The organism is Neisseria sp. P0021.S005 (assembly GCF_051956955.1).
The window spans coordinates 1-2175 of the sequence record NZ_JBQCWY010000522.1; the positions used below are offsets into that span (position 1 = coordinate 1).

Below are 2175 nucleotides of genomic sequence, written 5' to 3' on the forward strand. Positions count from 1 at the left end.
GTTATTCCCTTTTTCTCGCCCGTAATCTTGATTCCGGCAAACTCAAGCCCGAAATTTTCCTGCCTATGCTGGACAAGGCGTTGACCGAAGCTGATTTTCAAGCTTTTGCCGATTGGGACAAAATCCGTGCGGAAGAAAACGAGGAAGAATTAGCGCGGCAGTTGCGCGAGTTGCGCCGTTATGTCGTGTCGCAGATTATCGTGCGCGATATCAACCGCATCAGTGATTTGAACGAAGTAACCCGCACAATTACGCTGTTTGCCGATTTTGCCGTCAATACCGCGTTGAACTTTTCCTACGCCTATTATCAGGACATGTACGGCACGCCGATCGGGCGTTATACGAAATCGCCACAACATTTGAGCGTGGTGGCAATGGGCAAGGCGGGCGGCTATGAGCTGAACGTGTCTTCCGACATCGATTTGATTTTCATCTATCCCGAATCGGGCGATACGGACGGCAGGCGCGAACGCGGCAATCAAGAGTTTTTCACCAAAGTCGGGCAGAAACTAATTGCGCTGCTGAACGACATTACCGCCGACGGGCAGGTGTTCCGCGTCGATATGCGGCTGCGGCCAGACGGCGATTCGGGCGCGCTGGTATTGAGCGAAACCGCGCTGGAGCAATACCTGATCACGCAGGGGCGCGAATGGGAACGCTATGCGTGGTGCAAAGGCCGCGTGGTTACGCCGTATCCGAACGACATCAAAGCGTTGGTGCGCCCCTTTGTGTTCCGCAAATATCTGGATTACAGCGCATATGAAGCAATGCGCAACCTGCACCGCCAAATCCGCAGCGAAGTCAGCAAAAAAGGCATGGCGGACAACATCAAACTCGGCGCGGGCGGCATCCGCGAAGTCGAATTTATCGCCCAGATTTTCCAGATGATACGCGGCGGGCAAATGCGCGCGCTGCAACTGAAAGGCACGCAGGAAACGCTGAAGAAACTTGCCGAGCTGGGCATCATGCCGTCTGAAAACGTCGAAACCCTGCTTGCCGCCTACCGCTTCCTGCGCGACGTCGAACACCGCCTGCAATACTGGGACGACCAGCAAACCCAAACCCTGCCCACCTCGCCCGAACAGCAACAACTGCTCGCCGAAAGCATGGGTTTCGACAGCTACGCCGCCTTTTCAGACGACCTCAACATTCACCGCACCAAGGTCAATCAGTTGTTCAACGAAATTTTAAGCGAACCCGAAGAGCAAACTCCCGACAACAGCGAATGGCAATGGGCATGGCAGGATAAACCCGACGAAGAAGAGCGGCTAGGCCGTCTGAAAGAATATGGGTTTGATGCCGAAACCATCGCCGCAAGGCTAGACCAAATCCGGTACGGCCATAAATACCGCCACCTTTCCGCACACGCCCAGCCGCGTTTCGACGCGATTGTGCCGCTGTTCGTGCAGGCAGCGGCCGAGCAACCCAACCCGACCGATACATTAATGCGGCTGTTTGACTTCCTCGAAAACATCAGCCGCCGCTCCGCCTATCTCGCCTTCCTCAACGAACATCCGCAAACCCTGGCGCAACTGGCGCAGATTATGAGCCAAAGCTCATGGGTGGCGGCGTATCTGAGCAAATACCCAATTCTGCTGGACGAACTCATCAGCGCGCAGCTTTTGGATACCGCGTTCGACTGGCAAGCCCTTGCCGCCGCCCTTTCAGACGACATCAAAGCCTGCGGCGGCGACACCGAAGCGCAAATGGACACCCTGCGCCGCTTCCAGCACGCCCAAGTCTTCCGCCTCGCCGTCCAAGACCTCGCCGGACTGTGGACGGTAGAATCCCTCTCCGACCAACTTTCCGCCCTCGCCGACACCATCCTCGCCGCCGCCGTGTCGTGTGCGTGGGCGGATATGCCCAAAAAACACCGAGACACGCCGCAATTTGCCATCATCGGTTACGGCAAACTGGGCGGTAAAGAGCTCAGCTATTCCTCCGACCTCGACTTGGTCTATCTTTACGACGACCCTCATTCCGACGCAGGCGACGTTTACAGCCGCCTTGCTCGCCGGCTGACCAACTGGCTTTCCGCCGCCACCGGCGCAGGCAGCCTCTACGAAACCGACCTGCGCCTGCGCCCCAACGGCGACGCCGGCTTCCTCGCCCACAGCATCGCCGCCTTCGAAAAATACCAGCGCGAAAACGCCTGGACGTGGGAACACCAGTCCC

The 2175-nt window shown here is 57.3% G+C and carries 1 protein-coding gene; it reads left to right on the plus strand.

Annotated elements, in window-relative coordinates:
* Positions 1 to 2175, plus strand: a 2175-nt coding sequence (glnE, locus tag ACTHUE_RS16390) for a bifunctional [glutamate--ammonia ligase]-adenylyl-L-tyrosine phosphorylase/[glutamate--ammonia-ligase] adenylyltransferase (protein ID WP_440424001.1), incomplete at both ends; no start/stop codon positions are given.